The organism is Vibrio sp. R15-SG3-ISO1B (assembly GCF_059833835.1).
On the sequence record NZ_JCBDGG010000010.1, the window covers coordinates 57041 to 79870 of the forward strand.

At 49.0% G+C, this 22830-nt stretch carries 19 protein-coding genes; 6 read left to right on the top strand and 13 right to left on the bottom strand.

What is annotated here, in order from left to right:
• Window positions 1-55: 55 nt before the first annotated feature.
• From AC6R0S_RS03370 to ectA, 4 genes are all read right to left on the bottom strand, one after another.
• Entirely contained in the window at window positions 56-1492 is a 1437-nt protein-coding gene (locus tag AC6R0S_RS03370) for an aspartate kinase (protein ID WP_334553273.1), read from the bottom strand.
• 61 nt (window positions 1493-1553) lie between these two features.
• Window positions 1554-1940, bottom strand: a complete 387-nt coding sequence (locus AC6R0S_RS03375; protein ID WP_334553271.1) for an ectoine synthase — start codon at window positions 1938-1940, stop codon at window positions 1554-1556.
• A gap of 65 nt (window positions 1941-2005) precedes the next feature.
• Entirely contained in the window at window positions 2006-3271 is a 1266-nt protein-coding gene (gene ectB / locus AC6R0S_RS03380; RefSeq protein WP_487902757.1) for a diaminobutyrate--2-oxoglutarate transaminase, read from the bottom strand.
• A 28-nt stretch (window positions 3272-3299) separates the two neighbouring features.
• Window positions 3300-3857 carry a diaminobutyrate acetyltransferase gene (ectA, locus tag AC6R0S_RS03385; RefSeq protein ID WP_487902758.1) on the bottom strand — a complete coding sequence of 186 codons (558 nt, stop codon included), beginning with the start codon at window positions 3855-3857 and terminating at the stop codon, window positions 3300-3302.
• Window positions 3858-4129: 272 nt separating this feature from the next.
• On the opposite strand from ectA, the gene AC6R0S_RS03390 reads away from it, so the two are divergent.
• Complete coding sequence (locus tag AC6R0S_RS03390) at window positions 4130-4951, top strand: tetratricopeptide repeat protein (protein WP_420378219.1); 822 nt, start codon at window positions 4130-4132, stop codon at window positions 4949-4951.
• Here the strand turns inward: AC6R0S_RS03390 and gloA2 are convergent.
• The gene (gloA2, locus tag AC6R0S_RS03395; protein WP_487902759.1) at window positions 4948-5334 is read right to left on the bottom strand and encodes an SMU1112c/YaeR family gloxylase I-like metalloprotein; all 387 of its coding nucleotides are present in this window, start codon (window positions 5332-5334) and stop codon (window positions 4948-4950) included. The two genes, AC6R0S_RS03390 and gloA2, sit on opposite strands and share 4 nt — an antisense overlap.
• Before the next feature lie 234 nt (window positions 5335-5568).
• On the opposite strand from gloA2, the gene AC6R0S_RS03400 reads away from it, so the two are divergent.
• Window positions 5569-6225: a nitroreductase family protein gene (locus AC6R0S_RS03400; protein WP_500628203.1), complete on the top strand. Its 657-nt coding sequence runs from the start codon at window positions 5569-5571 to the stop codon at window positions 6223-6225.
• A 9-nt stretch (window positions 6226-6234) separates the two neighbouring features.
• On the top strand, window positions 6235-6531 hold the full coding sequence (locus tag AC6R0S_RS03405) for a putative quinol monooxygenase (RefSeq protein WP_500630893.1): 297 nt from the start codon (window positions 6235-6237) through the stop codon (window positions 6529-6531).
• A gap of 98 nt (window positions 6532-6629) precedes the next feature.
• Here AC6R0S_RS03405 and AC6R0S_RS03410 read toward each other — a convergent pair whose 3' ends face one another.
• Both AC6R0S_RS03410 and AC6R0S_RS03415 read right to left on the bottom strand, forming a co-directional pair.
• On the bottom strand, window positions 6630-8336 hold the full coding sequence (locus tag AC6R0S_RS03410; RefSeq protein ID WP_500637208.1) for a solute:sodium symporter family transporter: 1707 nt from the start codon (window positions 8334-8336) through the stop codon (window positions 6630-6632).
• A 141-nt stretch (window positions 8337-8477) separates the two neighbouring features.
• Window positions 8478-10583, bottom strand: coding sequence for an alpha-galactosidase (locus AC6R0S_RS03415; protein WP_500637209.1), 2106 nt, complete (start codon window positions 10581-10583; stop codon window positions 8478-8480).
• Between the two features lie 200 nt (window positions 10584-10783).
• Between AC6R0S_RS03415 and AC6R0S_RS03420 the strand changes: the two genes are divergently transcribed.
• Complete coding sequence (locus AC6R0S_RS03420; RefSeq protein ID WP_500637210.1) at window positions 10784-11845, top strand: LacI family DNA-binding transcriptional regulator; 1062 nt, start codon at window positions 10784-10786, stop codon at window positions 11843-11845.
• Between the two features lie 167 nt (window positions 11846-12012).
• On the opposite strand, the gene manA is transcribed toward AC6R0S_RS03420, so the two are convergent.
• The 3 genes from manA to mngA all read right to left on the bottom strand — a co-directional run bounded on the left by manA (window position 12013) and on the right by mngA (window position 17965).
• Window positions 12013-13200 carry a mannose-6-phosphate isomerase, class I gene (gene manA, locus AC6R0S_RS03425; RefSeq protein WP_500637211.1) on the bottom strand — a complete coding sequence of 396 codons (1188 nt, stop codon included), beginning with the start codon at window positions 13198-13200 and terminating at the stop codon, window positions 12013-12015.
• Between the two features lie 65 nt (window positions 13201-13265).
• Window positions 13266-15911, bottom strand: coding sequence for a mannosylglycerate hydrolase (gene mngB, locus AC6R0S_RS03430; RefSeq protein WP_500637212.1), 2646 nt, complete (start codon window positions 15909-15911; stop codon window positions 13266-13268).
• Between the two features lie 125 nt (window positions 15912-16036).
• A complete protein-coding gene (gene mngA / locus AC6R0S_RS03435; protein WP_500637213.1) occupies window positions 16037-17965 on the bottom strand; it encodes a PTS 2-O-a-mannosyl-D-glycerate transporter subunit IIABC in 1929 nt (642 codons plus the stop codon).
• 263 nt (window positions 17966-18228) lie between these two features.
• Here mngA and AC6R0S_RS03440 point away from each other — a divergent pair, with 263 nt between their 5' ends.
• Entirely contained in the window at window positions 18229-18948 is a 720-nt protein-coding gene (locus AC6R0S_RS03440; RefSeq protein ID WP_487902768.1) for a GntR family transcriptional regulator, read from the top strand.
• A gap of 75 nt (window positions 18949-19023) precedes the next feature.
• Window positions 19024-19275 carry a TIGR03643 family protein gene (locus AC6R0S_RS03445; RefSeq protein WP_500637214.1) on the top strand — a complete coding sequence of 84 codons (252 nt, stop codon included), beginning with the start codon at window positions 19024-19026 and terminating at the stop codon, window positions 19273-19275.
• 103 nt (window positions 19276-19378) lie between these two features.
• Here the strand turns inward: AC6R0S_RS03445 and AC6R0S_RS03450 are convergent, their stop codons facing one another.
• The 3 genes from AC6R0S_RS03450 to AC6R0S_RS03460 form a co-directional block, all read right to left on the bottom strand.
• On the bottom strand, window positions 19379-19870 hold the full coding sequence (locus AC6R0S_RS03450) for a VOC family protein (protein WP_334553242.1): 492 nt from the start codon (window positions 19868-19870) through the stop codon (window positions 19379-19381).
• Between the two features lie 221 nt (window positions 19871-20091).
• Window positions 20092-21672, bottom strand: coding sequence for a hydantoinase/oxoprolinase N-terminal domain-containing protein (locus tag AC6R0S_RS03455; RefSeq protein ID WP_500630901.1), 1581 nt, complete (start codon window positions 21670-21672; stop codon window positions 20092-20094).
• Between the two features lie 4 nt (window positions 21673-21676).
• Entirely contained in the window at window positions 21677-22804 is a 1128-nt protein-coding gene (locus AC6R0S_RS03460; RefSeq protein WP_500637215.1) for an S-methyl thiohydantoin desulfurase family protein, read from the bottom strand.
• Window positions 22805-22830 lie beyond the last annotated feature (26 nt).

The window sequence follows — 22830 nt, forward strand, 5'->3', positions numbered from 1 at the left end:
AGATACAAAAAAAGAGCAGGCGATGCCTGCTCGATAGGGGAAGGTGAGACTTAGATTACGCCACTTTCGTGTCGCGGGGAGCCATACCTTGTAGCTGGTTGTCGAAAAACTCTTCGTGCAAGGCACAAATCGCCGCTTTGTACTCCTTATCACTGACGACAAACTGCACGTTGACGTTACGCATCGACGAGTGCAAAGCGTAAGGCGTAATGTCAGCGTTCATGAGGGCGCTCACTCCTTTCGCTAACGCTTTGTTGGTATCGATTTGCGAACCAATCACCGAAATCAGCGCCACCATTCGGCCTTTGATTTCTGAATTCGGATAGCGTTTTTCCGCTTTGTACAACACCTTGTTCAGGCTATCGCTGTTACCGCCCAAATAATAGGTAATAGAGTTGGCGTTCATCTCTTTACCAATCAAGCTGACATGGGCATCCGAGATGATCTCCATCAGCTCGTAGCTGAAGTTGTCCGCTTCGCCGACCATGGATTGGTCAAAGAGATGCAGCGCAAAGACCTTCTGCTTACCGGCGATAATTTCCACTTTGTCCGCCGTCGGCTGGAACTGGTTGGAAATCAGAGTACCACGATGCTCAGGCTCAAACGTGTTCTTGATTTGCAGCTCAATGCCGCTTTCACGCAGCCCTGCCGCAGCATTCGGGTGAATGGCTTCCATCCCGAGACTTGCCAACTGATCCGCCACGTCATAGTTAGTGTGGCCAATTGGCAATACTTTCTCAGGGCCAACGACGCGAGGGTCCGCCGAGCTAAGGTGATACTCTTTGTGGATAATGGCGAGATCCGCATTGGTCAGTGTGGCGATGCGGCTAAACGTCATCTCGCTGTAGCCACGATCAAAAGTCGACATCAGGCCGTCTTTACATGACGCATAACCCGTGACGATGGGGAGCTCTTGGCTGACATCAATCTCTTTAAAGGCGTTGAGGATATTCTCATCTAAGCTTTCGACTTTGTCAGAGCTCCAGCCTGAGAGGTCAACAAAACGCGCTTCAATGCCCATATTTTTCAGTTTTAACGCCGTGTTAAATGCACTGTGCGCTTCACCTATTGACGCCAAAAATTCACGTACTTGAGGCAAGTAGTGGCGCAAAGTGAACTGGCCGTATTGGCACGTTTCCAGAATATTTGAGATGCAGTTGCGCGCCTCAGAAATACGCGAGCGAATGAACTTGTCCGCGCGCATCCGGTTCATGGGGTCGGCAAACATGTGCTCGTTGGTCAGCAGCATGCGCTGCTCAACCTCTGCCAATGCATCGCTCCAGCTGTCATCGCGTTTCGCGATCAGCTGATACACCCCAGGTTTGCTGGTCTTTTTACACTCCAGCAGCGCATCCGTGATGCCGCCATACGCGGACACCACAAACACTCGATTATAGAGGTTGTCCCGGTTGGGACGCAGGATTATGTTTTCTAGCACGGCATCAAATGCCGTCATTGAGGTACCGCCGATTTTCTCTACGGTATAAGTCATAATATCGCCTTTCGTTCGATTTAATGGTTAGGATTAGGTGCGTTGTTCCTGCTCATTGCCCCTAATCTGCGATGGGATAGACCCCTTTTTCATCATGCACTTCTGCGCCTGTCAGTGGCGGGTTGAAGACACAGGCCATCACCATGTCGGCCCCTTTGTAGGCGCGCAGATAATGCTCATCGTGCTTATCGAGGATGTACAATGTGCCCGGCTCAATGTGGTATGTCTTACCACCGACGACTTCAATTTCACCTTTACCGCTCATGCAGTAGACAGACTCCAAGTGGTTTTTGTAGTGAATGTGCGTTTCGCTGTCTTCGTAAATCGTCGTGATGTGGAAAGAAAAACCCATGTTGTCGTCTTTGAGCAACATACGCACGCTTTCCCAATTATCCGTCGCGATACGACGTTCACTATCACGACATTCATCTAAGGTTCTGACTATCATTCTCTGTTCCTTTTCATTTTCTTTTTCTGCCAACCGAATGGGGTCGGTACGACGTTGTTTTGAGCTTAAGACGCTTGCTTAAACTGCTTAACCGCGACCCGTTGAACCGCCTCTTCAAAGATGCGCAGACCTTGTTCTAATTCTTCTTCTGTGATGGTCAGTGGGCAGAAAAACTTCACCACTTCATCGTCAGGTCCTGCTGTCTCGATCACCATGCCGAGCTCAAAGCAGTGCTTAGCAATCTCGCTGGCAATGTCGCCGTTGACACACTCAATACCCTGCATCATGCCGCGACCTTTCACTTGCTCAAACAAGTTAGGGTGACGCTTCAAGCTGCGAGTAGTCACTTGCGTCACTTTGTCGGCGCAGTTTTTCACGTGGGCTTCAAACTGTGGATCGGCCCAGTAGGTCTCAAGCGCTTTCGCTGCGGTGACGAAAGCATGGTTGTTACCTCTAAACGTACCGTTGTGCTCACCAGGCTTCCAAATATCCAGTTCCGGACGCAGCAGTACGACCGCCATCGGTAAGCCGTACCCACCAATCGACTTCGAGAGCGTCACGATATCTGGGGTGATCCCTGCAGGTTCGAAACTAAAGAAGGTGCCCGTACGGCCACAGCCCGCTTGAATATCATCAACAATCAAGAGAATACCGTTGGCTTTACACAGTGCGTCGAGTTTTTGTAGCCAAGCGTTAGAGGCCACATTCAACCCCCCTTCACCCTGTACGGTTTCAAGCAGTACAGCGGCAGGTTTGTCCATACCGCTTGAGTTATCTTGCAGCATGGTTTCAAACAGTTTTAAGCCATCAATATCGGCATAACCATCAAACGGAATACGCGTCACTTGGCTCTGCATTTGGCCCATTTCTTGACGATGATGCTGGTTACCCGTTGCAGCCAGTGCCCCAGCAGTACAGCCGTGGAAACCGTTGGTAAAGGCGACAATCGAGCTACGTCCTGTCACTTTACGCGCCAATTTGAGCGCGGCTTCTACCGCGTTTGTGCCCGTTGGGCCAGTAAACTGCAGTTTGTAATTGAGTTCACGCGGCGCAAGGATGATGCGATTAAACGCGTCAAGGAACGCCGCTTTGGCGGTGGAGTGCATGTCTAAACCATGCGTGATGCCATCAGATTCGATGTACTCCAACAAGGCCATTTTTAGTACCGGGTTGTTGTGGCCATAGTTCAATGAGCCCGCACCGGCTAAGAAATCGAGATAGCGCTCGCCCCCTTCAGTTTCTAGCCAGCAACCTTTGGCTTTGGTGAATACCACCGGAAAGTTGTTTGAATATGAACGTACTTTTGATTCTTGCTTATTAAAAATATCCATAATAAGACCGTTTGGGTTCCTCAATTATTTATTGGGACGAGTGTGCGTGAGCACGAGAAAGTGGGATGCGATACAAATACTCAGTATCGTGCTCCCCTTTAAAATGGGTGTTTTGGTCCAAGAAAACCGAAATCTCACCGCGCTTGCCATGACGTTTGTCCAGCTTTTCGAACAACATCCACGACGCCGTATTGTTCTTTGTTATCGTCGTTTCTATCGCGTTGATGTCGGACAAGGTGTCGCGAGCGAGCAGGCGGTCTAACATTTTCGAAGCGATGCCTTTACCTCGGTGATCGCTCGATACCGCCACTTGCCAAACAAACAGCACATCTGGCTGTTGTGGCTTGCGGTAGGCAGAGATAAATCCAGCCACCTCATCATCAATCTCAACCAAAATGCAGGTGTCCGCAAAGTGGGTAGACTGAAGAAAGTTACAGTACGAAGAGTTAACATCCAGTGGCGGACAATCTTTGATGAGTTGGAAAATCTGGTCGCCATCGGTATCACTCGGCTCTCTAAACCGCCACGTTGGGCGTTGGGGTTGTGTAATTTCCGGATACATAACCCAGGGCGCTGACGTAATCATGTGCAGATACATTTCCTTTGAACTCTAATTAAATTCGCCATTATTATGAGCAAAATCGGGCACCAAAAATCAAATCTGGCGCCGAATCAACCGCATTTTTGTGATTAAAATCACATAAATCCAAATTGCACATAAAGTTTAACAATGGTTAGTGCACTAAATTATTTCATTCGGAGTATCATGTCGCGCGCGTCTATGATTAACTAAGCTTATATTTATCTTAAGTGACTCGATTGGAACCCCCGATGATTCGAACCCTAATTAGTTTTCTCATGCTCCTCTCACTGAGTTTCCCTACCCTCGCGGAGCAAGAAAAATACTCCGACTCCGAGATGCTCGATCGCCCGCTAATGGAGCGCTATATCCTCGATGAGCTCAAAGCTCTGCGCCAAGACCAACAAGATTTAGAGCGCCGCTTGGTGGTTCAAATTACCGACCGAGAGCTCGAAGTGGCCGACAAATCCCTCAACTATGCCAACGTCACCGTGACCTACTTTTTCTACATCATCGCCGGTGTCGCGTCGTTGATTGCCTTTGTTGGTTGGCAATCTCTGCGAGAGTTCAAGCACAACACCAAAGACATGGCCGACAAGCGACTCGATGCGATTGCCAAAGAGTACGAGAAGAAATTCAGTGCACTGGAACGCGATCTAAAACGTAAGACGCGCGTGATCAGTGAAAACAACAAAGAGATTGAGAAGATCAATGAAATCCACAACTTATGGCTAAGAGCGCAAAGTATGCCGACCGCCGAGCAGCGAATTGATGTGTATGATGAGATCTTGACCATGCGACCGGGCGATCTTGAAGCGCTGACCTACAAGGCGGATGCAGCGATGGAAATTCGCGAGTACCACTGGGCGTTGAGTCTGTGTAATCGTGTCCTTAACCTCGACAACAATAATGGCCCTGCACTCTATCAGCGTGCTTGTGCCTACTCTCGTTTGGGGATTGAAGAGCAGGCAATTCTGGATTTGGAATTAGCGATTGAATCAAGTCCTTCGATTCGAGAATTGATCAATACGGAGCCGGATTTGGAGGGGCTACATGGCAACCCACGCTTTGATGCCCTGCTCCTCGATGAGCACCACTAAGCTTGATAGATTTCCAGCGGTAAACCATCGGGATCTTGAAAGAATGTGAAGGCTCTACCTGTGAACTCATCCACTCGGATGGGTTCCACCTCTACCCCTTGCTCTGTTAAATATTGCCCGTACGCCTCAACGTCATCCACCACAAAGGCTAAATGACGCAATCCTCGCGCTTCAGGTCGGGTTGGTCTTTCAGGCGGTGATGGAAAGGAAAAGAGCTCAATTTGACCACCACCAGGCAAAGCCAAATCCAGTTTGTAGGAGGCTCTTTCCGCTCGATAGTTTTCCGCGATCACTTCAAATCCTAACACCTGAGTGTAGAACGCTTTCGACGTCGAATAGTCAGAGCAGATAATGGCGACATGGTGGAACCCTTTGATAGACATCAGTCATTTTTCCTTATTTTTTTCAGTGTCCTAGAAAGATTATGGACGATTGCGTCCAAAGTGATTGGACAGGATGACACTTTTTCCATTCATAGACCGCGCTTATAGTAACGCCATCGCTTCGCTGCCTCAACGCAGCGCAGAAAACCTTTTGATAAGCGGGCCAAGTGGTGGTTGACCATTGTGAACATCAGCCCTAGTCATCAGTACAACATAGACAATTTAGGAGCCAACATGACTCACCCAATCATTCAAGATTTGAACTCTCGTTACACCGCGAAAAAATACGACCCGAGCAAACGTATCTCGGCAGAAGATATGGCGGTGATCAAAGAAGCATTGCGTTTATCGGCCTCGTCAATCAACTCTCAACCTTGGAAGTTCATCATTGTTGAGTCTGACGAAGCGAAGCAGCGTTTTCATAATACGTTCGCGAACATGCACCAATTCAACCAACCGCATGCGACCGCGGCCTCACACACCATCTTGTTTGCTTACGATCCTAAGTTCACCAAGGAGAAGTTCGCCAAACGTGTTGACGCTGAAGTTACCTCGGGCCACCTACCTGCTGACATGTACGATGCGTTTATGGGTGCCTATGCGTTTGCTGACATGAACACCGATGAGACCGGCTTCAATGGTCACTGGACCAAAGCCCAAGTCTACCTAGCCCTGGGCAATATTCTTCACACCTTAGCTCGCCTTGGCATTGATTCTACGCCAATGGAAGGAGTGGACCCGGCATTGATTGGTGAAGAGTTTAAACAAGAGCTCGACGGTCACGTGGTAGAAGTCGCACTTGCGATGGGTTACCACCTAGACGGTGAAGACTATAACCACGGCTTGCCTAAAGCGCGCTTGGCGCTAGACGATGTAATCACCACGTTGTAAGGCATCAAAATGACTGAACAACCCGTTACTGTCGTCGCCAATGTGATCGCCAAAACGAACGATATTGAACAGGTAGAAGGCGCTCTGACCAAGTTAGTGACGCAAACTCGCAAAGAAGTAGGGTGTATTTGCTACGATTTGCACAAAAACAACGACAATCCTGCCCATTTCGTTGTGTATGAAATCTGGCAATCCGAGCAAGCACTGCAAGCGCACGCCGCCAGCGCGCACTTTCAAGCCTACGGCGCCGAAGTTGAGGGCATGGTGGAGCGTTTCTCCGTCGATAAGATGACGAAAATCGCTTAAGTCTCGCCCAACAAGCAGGCAAATTCAGATGATAAACATCCCCCGCCTATCCATTGATAAGCGGGGGATTTTATTATTTGTTAACAGTCACGAGGCGGTTACTCTGTTTGAGTGGTTAGCAACGTCGATTTACGGCGCTTGGCGACTCGCAAAGCGATACCGACCAACATCACCAAACCACAGACACCGTACACCTGCATTACCGTCGGGTCATTTGAGACAAAACCTACATTCGAGAACATCACATACGCACCCAACACCATGTATAAGATGATCGCTGACGCTTCAAAGCGAAATGCCCACGGTGTCACGTCCATTGACTCGTTGATAGGCATCTCGTACTCGGTGTCACGAGGAGCAATACGGCCAATGATGAACATCAACGCCGTACAAACAACAAATAGAATGGCCAGTTGGTGCAGGAAGTGAATCGGCGTATCGAACACCAACTGCATGGCCGCGTAGGATGACACAAACACCACCAATGCCACTTTCGCCGCCAGTGCAGGCACACGTTTAGAGATGTAACCGACAAATACGATAGTAAAGATCGGCACACTAAAGAAGCCCGCAACCATCTGCAAGTATTGGAACAAACCTTCCGGTGCGTACATGATAAATGGCGCGATGCAAACCGAGACGATAGCAATCAACACACCAAACACACGTCCTTTGCCCACCAGCTCCTCGTCGCTTTTATCTCTGCCAAACAAAGGTTTATAAACGTTAAGTGCAAAAAGCGTGGTTGAGCTGTTGAGTACCCCGTTGAAGGTACTCAATATCGCACCAAACATGACCGCAACAAAGAACCCCACCAATGGCTTAGGCAACACTTCATTGACAAGGCGCGTGTACATTGAGTCTGGATTGCCTGCATCGGCGCCAAACATGTGAAACGCAATGATACCGGGAATGATCAAAAGCAGCGGCGAAATGACCTTAATCGCACCGGCCAAAATCACACCTTTTTGACCTTCTTTGAGGTTTTTTGCGCCCAATGCACGTTGAATGATCGATTGATCCGTTCCCCAGTAGTAAAGGTTCACCAGCAACAAACCCGTAAATAGGGTTGAGAACGGCAGTGGATCGCTTTCGGTACCGACCGATTGCAGCTTCTCTGGCGCCGCCGTTAGTAGAATATCCAACCCTTCGGCAAAGCTGCCACCACCAAGCACCATTAAGCCAAACACTGGGATCATCAATCCCCCAATAATCAGCCCAACACCATTGATAGTATCAGCGATCACCACCGCTTTCAGGCCACCATAAATAGCATAGAAAAATCCGAGTACACCTATGGTCGCGGAGATCAACGCAATCGAGCCAAACTCAGAAATACCAAGCAAACCTTGCACATCAAAGATCTCACCCAATACCACTGCGCCAGCGTACAAGGTGGTCGGGAGAATGTTAATCACATATTGGCAGAGGAAGAGTAAGGTAACGAACTTTTTCACCGACATGTCATAGCGGCTTTCGAGAAAGTCCGGAATGGTGGTAATACCTTGTTTAAGGTATCGCGGGACCAGCAGTAGCGCGATGATCACCAAGGTGACACCGGACGCGACTTCCCACCCCATCACACTCATATTGTGGGTATAGGATTGGGCACTCATGCCGACAAAACTGGTGGCGCTGAGGTTAGTCAAAATCAGTGAGCTAGCAATCAACCCACCGGTCAGGCTTCGTCCACCGAGGAAGAAACCTTCTTCAGAATTGTTCTTATCGTTACGCACTTTGTTGTAGGTAAATACCACCACAAAGCCCGTAAACAGCAAAAACGACAGCAGTACGGTTATAGACATCTTGTTTCCTTCATTATTGAAATATTCTAATTAGCGCTTGGGGATCGCTTTTTCGTTATGTAGGGGATCACGCTAAACCGTGCCGGGGGTCTGCTTAGAAGCTCAGCAGGCAAAGCCTAGCGTGATGGTAAACTTGTGACGTTAATGGGTCTTTTTCAGATGGACAATCAACGCCGATTCCGGGTCTAAAATGGGTAAAGTCACACCAATTTCTTTGAGGTTGTCGCCGCTTAATTTCAGCGTCTTATCCAACCATTTCGGTCTTTGTTTCATCAGTTGGAAGCTGGTTTGCGGCATTTCGACGATCGTCACTTCATAACGCGCGTGTTCATCCACACAGCTGACACGCAGCGGCGAAGGTAGCGCGTGATTCGGCATCGCCAATTGACACACCGTCAGCAGCATTTCTTCGCCGTTTTCCACGCCATAGATGTGCTGGCGATCATCAGCAGGGTCGATGCGAAATGAGCGGCCGTGATGCAACAAATGGCGATAGCGTTTATGCAAGGCGATATAGTGCGCAAAGGCGGCTTTTTCTTCTTTGCTGACCGACACGGGATCAAGTTCAACCCCCATATGTCCACCCAAAGCAGTCACACCACGCATGTTGATGCTGTGACGACGGTTGGTTGAGTGACACTCAGCGGGGCCAATGTGCGCCCCCATCACCTCCGGTGGGAAAAAGTAGCTCATGCCACGCTGAATGGTTTGACGCTCCAACGCATCGTTGCAGTCTGACGCCCAGAAACGATGGGTTCGTTTTAAGACCTCAAAATCAATACGTCCACCGCCCGATGAACAAGACTCAATCTCCACTGTTGGATGTGACTCAAGTAACTTATCCACCAAGCGATAAAGCGCCTTGGTTTGACCATGCACCGCCGGTTTGCCTTGATGGCCAGGTTGAACCAATTCACGGTTCATATCCCACTTAAGATAGGTGATGTTGTAGCGGCTTAACAGATCGTTAAGCCTGTCATAGAGGTACTCAAAGCAGAGCGGATTTTGCAGATCTAGCACATACTGCCAGCGACCTGACGGCTGATGATAGCCTTGTAAGCCCAGCACCCAATCAGGGTGTGCGCGGTAGAGATTGGAATCTTGGCTCACCATTTCAGGCTCCACCCACAAACCAAACTCCATGCCCTTATCATTAACGTGTGCAATCACTGGCTCGAGCCCATCGGGGTATTTGTTTTCATCCAGATACCAGTCTCCGAGGGCGCTTCGCTCACCGTCGCGGCCCACAAACCAACCATCATCAATAATGAATCGCTCCACGCCCATTTCTGCCGCTTCGCTGGCCATCTGCATGATGTACTCCGGCTTGTGGTCAAAATAGATGCCCTCCCACGTATTCAGATGCACTGGACGAGGCTTGGTTTGAGGGAAACGCACAATATGAGAGCGCACGAACTGATGGAAGCGCTCAGAAATACCGTTGAGACCGGCTTGGCTGTACACGCCATAGAGCCAAGGTGATTGGTAAACGTCGCCGGGCGATAAGCGCATTTCACCAGAGAGCAGCAACTCACCCGCTTGAACAAAACGGCGTCCGTCACTTCGCACATCAGCGCGCATTTGATGGTTGCCACTCCAACCAAGGTGAACACCCCACACCTGACCTTGCTGCTCACTAAAGCCATTGGTTCCGACAAACAAGCCTGGGAAATTCTCGTGAGAGGTACGTCCACGGCGATTCTCTTGCATAAAGCCACCATGTTCAAAGCGCTGACGCTGAGTTTGGAACTCATGACACCAACGGCCGTGGAAGGTCATCAGTTCATTCGCGTGATTCGGCAAGGGTAGGGTCGACGAGAGCTTGCCAAGGTAATAGGTTGATGCACCCACATTTTTCACCGCAACACGTTTTTGCAGCACATCGCTGACAGGATCTAGTCGTAACTCAATCGTGAGCGCGAGCCCTGCGACATCATCACTGAGCTCAAAGGTTGCGCTGTGATCGTTGTGAGAGACTCCCGTCACCTGGAAAACCGGTGCCCAGTCTTCTCCATCACGATGCCCTTCTATACCCGGTGCATTAAAATGCCCACTACCGAGTTCAGGACACAAGGACAAAGGCACATCGACATCCAGTCGAGCTTGAGATATTGGTCGCTCGGTAGAGAGCAGTAAATCCTCATCGATTTGAGCAATCTTCGCTCCCCAATGAAGAATCTCAGGAACGCGATCCACTTTAATGATCACACTGTGTTGTTGACTTGATAAATGAATAAATTGGCTCATACACCCTCTTGATGTTTTCGCAAACATAATGAATAGGTTCATTGTGCTAATTTTCACTCGCGACACGACAAAACCAGCCTGTAAATGTGATCAATATTAACCTCATACTGACAAGACTGTGCACCACTTCAATTTGTTTCCGAAAACAAAAGTGTCGTGTTATGATCACATTAAGTTCGTGATATTGGAGTGGTGTTTTTATGTCCGTCACCTTTAAAGATGTCGCAAAATTGGCCGGTGTATCAACGCAGACTGTCTCACGTGTCACCAATGGTGCTGACAGTGTCTCCCCTGCCACACGCGATAAAGTCAACGCAGCGATCAAGGCGTTGGGCTACGTGCCCAACAAGGGCGCTCAAATGCTCAGCCGAGCGAAAAGTCATATGGTGGGCGTGGTGTCATTGGATCTCTCGTTGCATGGCGTGGCGCTGATTGACAGTGGCATTCGCCAACAAGCGCAACAGTTGGGTTATGGCACCGCACTCTCTGTGGTCAGCCAGACAGACATGGACGCGATGAAAAGCGCCATTCGTGAGCTGATGGCGCAGCAAGTGGACGCCATCATTATCAATGCCCCATTAGATAGTGGCCAAGCGGTGCACTTGGTCGAGAAGTTCTCGCAGCTTCGCTTAGTCTTTATCGACGTTCCGCCCGATACGCCAGCCCACTCGGTGTGCGCCGCTCACTATGAGGGTGCAAGTCTTGCGGCCCAGCATTTGATTCACTGTGGTCGCGAGCGTTTTGTGCTGATCTCAGGGCCACAAGAGTCCACGGCGTCATCCCTACGCTTACAAGGCTGGCAAGAGACCCTCTCAAACCATCAAGCGCAAGTAGTGCTGTGTGAAACTGGGAATTGGCAGGCCGAGAGCGGCTATTTGGCCATCAAAACCGCCCTTGCAAGGCGTCTCTCATTCGATGCGGTCTTAGTGGCCAGTGACCAAATGGCGCTGGGCGTTCTCTGCGCCCTCAATGAACATGGTATTCGAGTACCCGATAACGTTTCGGTGGTGGGCTTTGATGGTCAACAGGACAGCGCCTATTTCACCCCTGCCCTCACCACTGTCGAGCAAGACTTTTTCACCATTGGTCAACAAGCGGTCAAGATCGCGATTGAGAGTGACAACAGAGACCCTCACCAGCGTGCCCAGATCACCGTACCTGTTACCCTCCTCCAACGAGAGAGTAGCGCGATGAAAATCGCCCAGCCCTTGGACAAGAATGCGATTGTTGCCAAGTTGGAAGAGATAAAAGCGCTGCTTTGAACGCGGAGAATGACCGGAATCCAACACGTAAAAAAACCGCCTTGCGGCGGCATGGTCAAACTGCGTTCGACAGAGTTGTGAGCGACCATCAAACCAATACTGAGCCTAAATAGAACCTATCCGTTTAGGCTCTGGTACCTTTATTACTGACAACCGTCCGGGGGGCACTAGTTGTAAGCACGAGCCAAGATACCGTTCCCTTGATATTGGTAAACGTTAGAATTATGGCTGACAAACACCGACTCTCCTGGACGCAGAGTGACGTGTTCATCATTGGCACTGATGACCGCTTCACCCTCAACGCAAAACAAAATTTCTGCGCTGCGCAGGTAGATGGATTTCACTTCATCCGTCGCAGACAGGACATCAAAACCGAAATCATCGACAGGAATCGGATAACTCAACTTGCCCTCTTTAAGTACAGGGTCTAGCTTAATGTGGCGAGGATCAATAGGCTCAAAACGCGTGTTATCTATCAGCTCTGGCACATCAATGTATTTCGGCGTCAGCCCCGCGCGTAGAACGTTATCAGAGTTTGCCATGATCTCCAGCCCTGTCCCTTGTACATAGGCGTGAGGTGTTTCCGCATGTAAGAACATCGCCTCTCCAGGCGCCAACTCAACCGTGTTCAACAACAAGGGTGAGAACAAGCCAATGTCATCTTTATAGTGTTGTTTAAAATCCGCAACGTACTGAAATGCTTCACGTGACATAGCGGTTTTTGCAGGGCGCTCAATCGCGGCATACAGCTCTTCAAGAGCAAACTGCTTCGCAGCGCCCTCGAGTGACATAATCGCGCTAAAAAAGCACTTGAGCGAATCGCTATTGGGTTGCTGCTTAAGCTGCGCCAATTCTTGGCTTAGTGACGATATGTTGGCTTCGTTAAACAGCGCGATGATCTCTGCGATAGGACGAAAACCATTCATGGCTTTGTAGAAGGTTAACGCATACACCAACTCCGGCTTGTGATTCGGATCTTTGTAGTTACGGTTTGGCGCATCTAGGGCAATACCCAAGGCGTTTTCTCTCTCAAAGCCCTGTTGTGCTCTCTCTTTGTTCGGGTGGACCTGTATCGACAACGGCGTTTCTGCCGCCAGTACCTTAAACAGATAGGGCAACTCACCAAAACGAGCAGCCGTATAATCTCCAAACATGCCTTTGCTGTCTTTCGCGATCACCTCTGACAGCAACTCTCCCGTAGCGGCAATTTTAGAACAGCCATTTGGGTGCGCACCCATCCAAATTTCCGCTTGCGGCTCATCGTTAGGGTTCTGAATACCAAACAACTTGGAGATGGCATGTTTACTTCCCCAAGCGTAGTTTTGAATGACGTTTTCTAGTTTAAAAATCGACATGATGCTTCTCACAACAGCTTAACAAGAGCCTGCGAGAACGCAGGCTTATTGGGTTCACGACCGAGTTAAAATTTCACTTGGAACGATTTGGCTTGGCAGGCTTGAAGCGTTGCGAATGATTGCATTTCGACTTCGCTCTCTTTCACTTGCTCATCCAAGCCTGTTTCACGCCATGAGCGGACTGGACGCGTGAATGACACGCAGTCTTCTATCTCACCGCTCTCTGCTGGGTTATAGACACGCAGAATTAAGGCATCCTCGTCTTCCGCTTTTTTCAACACACTGAGCACCGCACCTTGTTGAGACTTGCTCAGTAGTGAGTAAGTTAACGGCTTGTCTTGCTCACCCACATTCAACTTCATTGCGTTGTAAGGAATCTTGTTGTAGCACTCAATCGGTGTGACGTTATCGCGTGCATGCGCCATGATGTTGGCGTCAATGTGATTGCCCGCAAATCCATACAGCGCGAAATGGCACTCCAACGGTCCACGGGTTTGGGAGTCTGGCGTAGGAATTTTAATGCCTGATGGACGACCAGGACGCAGCAACAGTTCTTCTTTACCCAATACACCCACACCACGAAGCAAGGTGAGCGCGAAAGTGTCACGCTGATCGTCACCTTGGCTTGCGATCACTTCAAACTCGCGCAAACCGTTAGTCATGATGGCCATACCGCCCGCCTGATTTTCCACGGCAGCGAAGTTCATCAATTGATAGACAGGAACAGGCGCTTCCTTCCAACCTTCTTGCTCCCACACCGCCATCGCTGGGTCATTCGTTGGACGAGTAATCAAACCAAACTGGTTGTCAGCCACAACGTGCTCTGAAACAAATGGCGTTGGAATCAACACGCGAACTCGATGGTCGTCGGCTTGATTGTCCACCAGCATGCGCACATCAATACGGCGAGAGCCCTGCGCAAGCACCACTTGGCACTGGACATGCACATAGCCATTTTGACCGCTACGAGCCTCTCGTTCTGTCAAATCTGCGGGTACCTCCATGCGAGTTTCGATGGTTGCAACGGACTGGAATCCTTCATGTTTTACCGACGTGTTGGCATCAAACTCATCAGAATAGAGCAACCACTCTTTGCGCGACGGCGAATAATCGTATTCATCACCATCGTCCGAACCATCTTCAATGCGCAGCACTTGATCAAACGTCATGTGCGTTTCTTTATCAAAAATAGTCAGTGTTCCGTTGGCGTTGACTTGGATGCGGTAAAACTCGTTTTCCATCACCTGCGCCTGATCTGGGGTATCCACACCTTTTTGTGTGCCGGTTTGGTTGGCTTCAATATGCAATGTCGTGTAACCCATTGCAGGAACGGCGTGTTTGATTTGAATGTCATATTCGATGAACGGATCGTAGTTGCCGTAATGAACGATTTGACGGTCAATCTTGCCAGGATCAATCACACGCTGATCTTGGATGTAGTACTCAACCGGTTTGCCTTGGTCATCAAACAAGTTAAACGCATCGGCACGAATCGTAATCGTGGTGTTGATCACTTCATCGCGCTCATAGGGCGACAAGTTGAATAGCGCAAGCTTGTCACACCCTTCGCGCTCAGGCATGTGATCAACGATTTTGCGCTTGTAGAAGTTGATGAGGTTCGACGCCATATCATCCGCGAGAATATAACGGTTGAGGATTTCCGCATGCACCTTGTCAGAACAACAGCAGCCGATCGAGTCGTGTGCATGGTTCTTCATGCTCTCTTTCCACATCTTTTCAATCAGACCGTGGTGATACTCAAAACCGAGTGTCCATGCGATAGAAGCTAAGGGCTCAAGAATGTTCACAATCTTGTTCTCAACCTGAGCGTGGATCAGTTTAATGTCCATACGCGTCGAAGAAATGGTGCGATGAACACGCATGTACTTTCCATCATTAAACTCGCCCTTGACGGTATCTAGGTTGTCGCGTTCCTCACGAATGCGGTCAAACACCTCCTCAAAGCGGCTCATCATAAATTCGCGCTCAGGGTAGATCTCACGCAGCTTGTCCATCACCTCAAAGATGTCTTTTTGGATCGGCATCTGGTCATGGCCATTGGGTAACAAAATATCTTTGGTAACTGATGGCTTTTCCAATACCGGGAAGTATTTATCAAGACGCGCACGCAAACCTGCTTCATCTTGAGGTAAGTATTTACCAATCGCGTAACCTAATGGCAGCACTTGTGCCAGAACTTCAGAACCGTCGTTAGACTGCCATACAAACTCAGTCTTGTTGGTCCCATGACGCTCAGAACAACCACGCCAGAACATGGCGGTGTCAATTCCGAAGCCGTTGTAAATCATAGGCAGTTGTGAGCTCATGGAGAATGAATCGGGCAAGTAGCCAATCTTCATTGGCTCCCCTAACGCCAGACAATCACGCATGCCATACAGCATGTTACGAACGATCGATTCACCCGATACTTGCATCGTGTCGGTTTGCGAATACCAAGGACCAATAATCAGTTTGCCCGCTTCTACAAGAGATTGAACGCGCTGTTTGTTTTCCGGCTTGATCGCGAAGTAGTCTTCCAGTACGGCGGTCTGGCCATCCAGTACGTAATACTTGTACTTGGGATCGCTCTCCAGACGTTGCATGATTTCTTCCATATTGTTGATCAGAAGAATGCGTGACTCTTCGGTGGTGAAATACCACTCGCGATCCCAGTGCATGTGAGGAGTAATATGAACGCGTGATGTAGTCATTTTGTGTACCTTTCGAACTGCATTGCAGTGTTGAATTCGTTGTATACCAAGGGAATAGGTGTGCTAAATGAGGGCACAGTTATCCTGTGCCCTGAGTTATTATTTTTATTTAGAGAGAGTGCGGCTTACTGAGCGACCTGGGCTTCAAATTTGCCCTTTTTTACCGCATGTGCTCGCCACATAAGTAGAGTGATAGTCGAGATGGCTGTACCAATGAGCGCTGCGCCCAACCAGATAGCCGCGGCGGTAAAGCCACCTAATCCCGAATCATGAAGTAAGAAGAGAGAGAAGATACCCGCTCCTGGGGTGGAGAGGCCGATCCCCGCCGCGCCAATCATCGCGCCTGTCACCACTGAGCCCAGTAAGAAGGAGCCAATCACTCGGATAGGATCTTCGATCGCCATAGGAATGGCGCCTTCCGTGATGCCAGCAAGGCCAAGCAGCCAAGTGGATTTGCCCGTTTCTATTTCAAAGTCCTTAAATAGACGAGGAGCAAGAAGCGTAGACGCTGTAACAGTGAACGCCGATACCATTTTGACCGAGCCAAAGATAGCGTATGGGCCATAAACACCATTTGCCATCGCGCCTAGACAGAATGCATAAGCGGCTTTGTTGACCGGCCCGCCCAAGTCAAAGGAGACAAAGCAACCAATGACCGCGCCAAGCAGCAACGCATTAGTACCGGATAAACCGTTCAACCAATCTGTGAGCCCTTGGTTTAACCATGCGACTGGCTTACCAATCACAAACAACATCAAAGAACCCGCAACGAGCGTACCGATGACAGGGTAGAGATAAAAGGTCAAAAAGCCTTTAAATGAAGGGCTGAGACGAATGTTCTCTTTCACCCAGCGCATCACGTAACCTGCAATCAAACCGCCAACGACGCCGCCCAGAAAGCCTGAGCCAATCAAGTTCGCGGCAATACCCGCTGCAAAACCGGGACCGAGAGCGGGTTTATCCGCCAATGAGTAAGCCGTATACGCCGCTAAAACAGGCACCATAAGTGTCCCTAGTAGGCCACCGCCCAACTTGCGGTACATCCAAAGCCAAGAATCTTGGGTGGCGTATAAGTCTTGCAAGTCAAAAATTTGCGCGATAAGAACAGCGACAGCAAGGACCGTACCGCCAGCCACAATCAGAGGTACCGCGTAAGAAATACCAGAGAGCAGCGCTTGTTTGAGCTCAGTTTTCAGTGGTAGTTTTTTTGGTTTATCGTCGGTCGCGATAGTGCGCTCAGCCCCGATACCTTTTTTACCTGCTTCGACAGCCTGTTGCAAAATACGCTCAGAATGCTTGATAGGCTCTGCCACGGGAACTTCAACACGCGGAATACCGTTGAAACGCTCGATTTCTTTAATGGCGACTTCAGCAGCAAACACGACAGCCGTGGCTTTGTTGAGTTGCTCTGCGGTGAGCCTATCTTCAATGCCATTTGCGCCTTGCTTCTCGACATGTACGTGATAGCCCAACTTCTTACCCGTTTTCTCAAGGTATTCTGCTGCCATGTATGTATGCGCGATGCCCGCAGGACAGGCAGTGACGCAGACAATTGTCGGCGCATTTGTATCTAAGTTGTCTTGTTTTTTAGGTGTCTCTTGCTCGTTACTGAGTAGCGTGAGAATTTGTTCTACTGTTGTCGCATTAAGGACCGCTTCACGTGTGTCATCATCGACCAATGTGGTCGTCAGCTCAGTGAGCAAATGCATGTGCGTCGACCCAGCTTCTGCATTAGGAATCGCGATAAGGAAGATCAGATTCACCTCTTCTTCTTCATCTAATCCTTGCCACTTGAGATCCTGTTTTAAGGTCGCGACGGCAAACGCCGCCTCTTTGACCGCATCCGTCTTGCCATGAGGTACAGCTAAGCCTTCGCCAAGCGCCGTTGGGCCTTGTTCCTCGCGTACAAACACCGCTTTGAGAAACTCGTCTTTATCATGCAGCTTGCCTTGTTGGTTTAGTTGTTCAGCAAGCGCTTTTATCGCTTCATCACGACTGTTAAACGTCGTTTGTAGGTTGATCAGCGATGGGTTGGTAAGAGATGTCAAATTCATAACTTTTGTCCCATTGTCTCATTCGTGTATTGTTGTCTGTTCAACAATGAGCCCAATAATACATCTTAAATACAAATGATCCATGATCGAGATCTCATTTGCGTCAATATATGTATTAATGTTGTATTATCAACAAAGGAATAACTTACAAACAACCACTTGTCATATTGCACTAAATTCGTATGATACCTCTAAAATATAGCGTATTTGGGACTCAGTACAGCAGGTGTTGTCTCAAAGGGTGAGTAGCAAACGAGGTCCACATGGCAAGACTGCCAATGTATCGACAAATCGCAGATGCGATACGAGAAAAGATCCGCTCGGGAGAGTACAAAGTCGGTCAAGCTCTTCCAACTGAAGCACAGCTGAGAGAAGCCTTTTCCGTCAGCCGCGTGACGGTTCGACAAGCGTTAAAACTGCTGGTCGAAAATGAAGAGCTGGAGAGCATTCAAGGCAGTGGCACCTACGTCAAAGAGAACAAAGTTAACTACGACATCTACCAACAGAGTAGCTTTGCAGAGAAGTGGGCGCATTTAGATGGGGTCACTCACAGTGATGTGTTGTCTTTTGAAATTCAAGCCGCATCGCTGACGATGGCTGAACACCTCGACATCAAAGAAGGAGAGCGTATTTTTTATATCAAGCGCGTTCGCTTTCTTGACAACAACCCCATTACCGTCGAAGAGACCTGGATGCCTACCGCCATGTTCCCTGATCTGACCTACCAAGTGATGCAAGGGTCAAAATACGACTATATTGAAAAGCAGAAAGGATTGGTCATTGATCGCAGCGAACAAGAGATCATTCCCGTTTTACCTCCGCAAGATATTGCCGAACTACTAGGCATAAACCCAGCCGACCCCATCATAGAAAAGCGCACACGAGGCTACCTGCTTGGTGATGTCGTGTTTGAGTACAGCCGAAACTACTTTAAGTCGAGTGACTACAAATTTACCTTAGTCGCCAAACGCCATAAAGGTTAAAGCGTTTCACTCGCCAGACTTGAACCAAGGTCCATCTCAACGCGTAAAAGGTCAAAAACCCTCTGCGAGTGATTAATGAATCTATCTCAAGAAATGCAATCCCGAGTCATCGAAATGGCTTGGGAAGACCGAACCCCGTTTGAGGCCATTGAGTGGCAATTTGGTCTCAATGAATCCGCTGTTATTCAGTTGATGCGTTTCCACCTCAAACCACGCAGTTTTAAGCTTTGGAGAGCAAGAGTCAGCGGACGGGCAACCAAACACCTCCAACGCCGAGATCCACGCGTTTTACGGGCCTATTGTCCCACGCAATACAAGCTGCGTTAGCCCAGGCGACACAGACAAGCACCAAACTCATATAGATAAAAAAATACCCACTAGAGCAAAGCTCTAGTGGGTATGAATATCATCGCTTTAGCGAGTCAACGCATTACTCGTAATCAGACGCGTAAGTGTCTTCATAAGAGTGCGAGTAGAACTCAAATAAGTTACCAAACGGGTCTTCTAGGTACACCATTTGCGCTTGCTTAGAATCATCTTCAGGATGGTAACGGTGAATATCCATGCGCACTTTACCGCCAAACTCTTCTACGCGCTTGATCGCTGGTTCAAATTGCTCTTTAGGGAGTTGAAGACAGAAGTGGAAGATACCTAGGCGAGAGAAATCAACCTTGTGGCGCTCTTCACGGTCAACCATTTCAAACAGCTCAACACCGATCCCATCGGTTGTCACTAAGTGAGCAATGTTAAACCCTTTAAAGCCTTCACCAAAGACAGCAATACACATACGACCGATCGCAGATTCGCGCTCTTCGATCACTTTGGTGTTGTTCATCACAATGCGAAGACCGAGTGCTTTCGTGTAGAACTCGACCGCTTTGTCCATATCACCCACCATGATACCAACGTGGTTCATTTTCATAACTTTCTCCAAAAACTGATTTATTTGTTGCGTGTTTTGTTTCAATAGAGAGAAGTATAAGGTCGACCAAACAAAATGAAAAATTATCGATAGTTATAAAAATAATAACGAAAATTTATGATTTGTAGCCAGAAACCTAAAAAAGTAACCCGAAGAGTGAGAGATGCTACGTGTATGAGCAAGTCGCATCATAATTTAGAGACCGTTCTATCGAGCCCTGACTAGTTCATCTTAATATGCCCAGCCGCTTTGATTTTTACGTGAACCATATTGCCCTGCAGATAACTCAGTGGAATTTCACTGCGCTCGATAATGGAGACATTCTCCCCACATGCACCCGCTTCAATCGCTAACTGCTTTGCCTGCTCTTCTAGTGTTAGCAACACTTCTTCACGCAAAGTGGGTTCAATCGGTACTATTTTATCGAATTGCCCGGAAATCTCCCCAAGAGCAACCCCAATCGCATTAGCAACTTCAAAATGTTCTGGACGAACCACTTGGCTTACCCCTTCGAGATGGTCTGGGAAAAGCGCACTGCCACCCCCGACCATAATCACAGGCACACTGGCAGCAGAGGTTTTCATCTTGTCGATACCCTCTTCCACATCAAGCACCATTTGTTGGTAAACCGCCTTTGCTTGCTGCTGAGTAATGCCGATGTTATCTGTCAAAGGATGAGCAGCTTGCCACTGCATGTTGCCTGTCTTTAGCGCGACATCCGTTAACGTCAGCTCATCACCGCCAAAGCTGCGCGCCGCGGAAGTCAAGGTGTGGCCAACACTTTCAGGTCCCAGTACGATATGTTCTTGATCAATGGCGACCTTGGTTCCGCCACCAATCGCTAATGCCAGAATATCGGGCATTCGGAAGTTGGTACGCACTTCTCCGATTTCGACGGCTAGACTAGACTCACGAGGGTATCCGTGGGTAAGCACGCCAATATCGGATGTTGTACCACCCACATCAACCACAATGGCATCTTTGAGTTTAGTAAGATGACTCGCGCCACGAATAGAGTTGGTTGGGCCACAAGCGACGGTTAAGATTGGGTACAACAATGCGAACTGCTGTGACATCAGTGTGCCATCGTTCTGACCAAAGTAAGGCGTTGTTTGAATACCGTGATTGACTAGAGCACTGCAAAATCCGTCAACAAAGCGCTTGGCTGTGCCTTGAAGCGCTGCATTCAAGATTGTTGCATTCTCACGCTCGAGTAAGCCTAAGCTTCCAACCTTGTGAGACAGTGAGATATTCACACCCGGAAGCTCTTCAGCCACCCACACAGCAGCTCTCAACTCTTGATCACCATTCACCGGAGAGAACACACCACAGATGGCAATCGAGTCAACCTGATCTTTCATCTTTCGGCAGACATCGCGGATCTGCTGCTCTTGTATCTCAGCGATGAGTTGACCATCGTATTCATATCCACCGTGCGTTTGATAGAAGTGTTCACCAAGTAATCTCTGCCATGATTGGCTCCAACCACACAATGGCGGAACGCTATCACCACTAGGTAAAGAGAGGCGGATCATACCCACTCGGTCGAGTCCTTTTTTCTCAACAATCGCATTGGTGCATTGCGTTGTGCCAAGCATCGCATGCTTGACATGCGAGCCATCAATGTTCACCTGCTCCAATAGCTTTGATATTGCATTATCAATCCCGGTTGAAATATCATGAGTGGTGGCGGTTTTGATCTTGGCAATCACGTTGAGATCGGCATCGAGCAGCACACCATCGGTGTTCGTACCGCCAACATCAATACCCAAACGGCAGTAATCTAATCTATTGTTTATCATCCCATTACTCCCCTCTAAGCGCCGATTTCAATTGTTCGATAGGCTGATAATCCACGGTATAACCAAAGTAGTTTGGTCCTGCTACTTCAATCCCTTTCGCTGTGCGCCACTTCGGATCGCAAGGGTAAGCGATTAAGTCGATGCGCTGACCATATCGCAGTTGTTCCGTAGTGATGGGCTTGCCTGTTTCATGGTCAAGGATCGAGATAAGGTCAGGAGTTGATGCCAACAAGTTCTCTTGTGACATATCCGCCCTACTGCGTCCTTTATGGGCGAGTAGAAGCTCATTCTGGAACTGGACAAAGACTAAATCCACCCCCGAGTCTTCAAACTGAGCAAGTTTCTCGATCACCACCCCACCCGTGGCAAAGCCACCATCGGTTTGGCGCTGAATATCAACGATCTTGCCGCTAATCAGGATATGACCACCGACAATATCCAACACCGCTTGAGTGCCGCTTTGGTTGCGCTCATTGGCTTGGCGTATTGATTCACCAATTTTCATCGCTTTGCTCAGCGTCGCTGGCAAAGCACTGCGCTTGAGGGTTTTCCCCTCCATTGGGTAATCACACATGGCTGCAGAGCCGCCCATTTGCTCGGTAATTGGGCGAGCAAACTTTTCAGACCAAACTCCATCAACCGGATAGAGCGCGACCACGTTGCCTCGCTCGTCAGCTAAGGTATTGGGTGCCGATGGCAAGCCATCAAGAAAGAACGTGACCATTTGTGCTTCAGGGAAAGCGCGTCCCATCGCATCACAATCAATGACAGGGATGTTCTTTTGTGCTGCCACCAAGATAGGAATGAGTGAGTTGAAGCCGCCCACTTCAATCGGGAATGTCGCTGCTATTTCGGTTTCAAGCGCCTTCTCCATCGCCTCATACGCCATAAGCATTTGATCTTTAGAGTTCAGCTTTTCAACTGCCACCGTCGGTGCTCCAATCATGGACGAAGGAACGGTCATCCAATCGTCCTGCACGTCATCCAAAGCGATTAATTGCACAGGTTGCTTTGCAGTCGCAATCGCCACCTTGGCCATCAACGCGCCGCTGTATGGATCACCACCACCTCCGGTGCCAAGTACGGTGGCACCCAGAGCGATATCGTCAATCATCTGTTCAGTAATAATCACTACAACTTTCCTTATTACTTAATATC

What these genes read in the sequence shown, in the direction of transcription:
- AC6R0S_RS03370 (WP_334553273.1), bottom strand. Translation starts at nt 1,492, where the DNA reads ATGACTTATACCGTAGAGAAAATCGGCGGTACCTCAATGACGGCATTT.
- AC6R0S_RS03420 (WP_500637210.1), top strand. Translation starts at nt 10,784, where the DNA reads ATGTCCGTCACCTTTAAAGATGTCGCAAAATTGGCCGGTGTATCAACG.
- mngA (WP_500637213.1), bottom strand. Translation starts at nt 17,965, where the DNA reads ATGAATTTGACATCTCTTACCAACCCATCGCTGATCAACCTACAAACG.
- AC6R0S_RS03405 (WP_500630893.1), top strand. Translation starts at nt 6,235, where the DNA reads ATGACTGAACAACCCGTTACTGTCGTCGCCAATGTGATCGCCAAAACG.
- AC6R0S_RS03450 (WP_334553242.1), bottom strand. Translation starts at nt 19,870, where the DNA reads ATGAAAATGAACCACGTTGGTATCATGGTGGGTGATATGGACAAAGCG.
- ectB (WP_487902757.1), bottom strand. Translation starts at nt 3,271, where the DNA reads ATGGATATTTTTAATAAGCAAGAATCAAAAGTACGTTCATATTCAAAC.
- manA (WP_500637211.1), bottom strand. Translation starts at nt 13,200, where the DNA reads ATGTCGATTTTTAAACTAGAAAACGTCATTCAAAACTACGCTTGGGGA.
- gloA2 (WP_487902759.1), bottom strand. Translation starts at nt 5,334, where the DNA reads ATGTCTATCAAAGGGTTCCACCATGTCGCCATTATCTGCTCTGACTAT.
- ectA (WP_487902758.1), bottom strand. Translation starts at nt 3,857, where the DNA reads ATGATTACGTCAGCGCCCTGGGTTATGTATCCGGAAATTACACAACCC.
- AC6R0S_RS03455 (WP_500630901.1), bottom strand. Translation starts at nt 21,672, where the DNA reads ATGATAAACAATAGATTAGATTACTGCCGTTTGGGTATTGATGTTGGC.
- AC6R0S_RS03410 (WP_500637208.1), bottom strand. Translation starts at nt 8,336, where the DNA reads ATGTCTATAACCGTACTGCTGTCGTTTTTGCTGTTTACGGGCTTTGTG.
- AC6R0S_RS03445 (WP_500637214.1), top strand. Translation starts at nt 19,024, where the DNA reads ATGAATCTATCTCAAGAAATGCAATCCCGAGTCATCGAAATGGCTTGG.
- AC6R0S_RS03400 (WP_500628203.1), top strand. Translation starts at nt 5,569, where the DNA reads ATGACTCACCCAATCATTCAAGATTTGAACTCTCGTTACACCGCGAAA.
- mngB (WP_500637212.1), bottom strand. Translation starts at nt 15,911, where the DNA reads ATGACTACATCACGCGTTCATATTACTCCTCACATGCACTGGGATCGC.
- AC6R0S_RS03440 (WP_487902768.1), top strand. Translation starts at nt 18,229, where the DNA reads ATGGCAAGACTGCCAATGTATCGACAAATCGCAGATGCGATACGAGAA.
- AC6R0S_RS03415 (WP_500637209.1), bottom strand. Translation starts at nt 10,583, where the DNA reads ATGAGCCAATTTATTCATTTATCAAGTCAACAACACAGTGTGATCATT.
- AC6R0S_RS03390 (WP_420378219.1), top strand. Translation starts at nt 4,130, where the DNA reads ATGCTCCTCTCACTGAGTTTCCCTACCCTCGCGGAGCAAGAAAAATAC.
- AC6R0S_RS03375 (WP_334553271.1), bottom strand. Translation starts at nt 1,940, where the DNA reads ATGATAGTCAGAACCTTAGATGAATGTCGTGATAGTGAACGTCGTATC.